This is a genomic window from Streptomyces sp. M-16 (genome assembly GCF_052114405.1).
Taxonomy (GTDB): domain Bacteria; phylum Actinomycetota; class Actinomycetes; order Streptomycetales; family Streptomycetaceae; genus Streptomyces.
On the sequence record NZ_JBFRER010000353.1, the window covers coordinates 1 to 398 of the forward strand.

General features: G+C 65.1%; 1 protein-coding gene. It reads left to right on the plus strand.

The genetic code is table 11. From position 1 onward, the window contains the following. Positions 1 to 166: 166 nt before the first annotated feature. Positions 167 to 398: FGGY family carbohydrate kinase (locus AB4039_RS42530; RefSeq protein WP_442273349.1), on the plus strand; the 232-nt coding region annotated here is incomplete at its 3' end.

Here is a 398-nt window from a genome sequence, read left to right on the forward strand (position 1 = left end):
GTGCAGGAAACGGTGGCGAAGATGCCGACGCAGGCAGAGTTCATCGAGCGCTACTGCAAGGCGGCGCCGGACGCATGGCAAAGGGGCAGGGCCGTGGCGTAGCCGCAGTGCGCGCTGTTGCATCGAATTGGTAGCGCTACCTTCAAACCACTACGGGGTGCAGTGAATGGAATTGGTTGCGGGAATCGACGCTGGTACGCAAAGCCTGAAGGTGGTCGTCTACGACCCTGAAGGGCGCAGTCTCGTGGCCAGCGCCAGCGCGCCATTGCAGCTGACCAGCGCTGCAGACGGCAGCCGGGAACAGCGGCCGGCCGATTGGGTGACGGCACTGCACGCCTGCTTTGCTGCGATCGATCCGGCGGTGCGCTCCCGGATTGCCGCGCTGGCAGTCTCAGGAC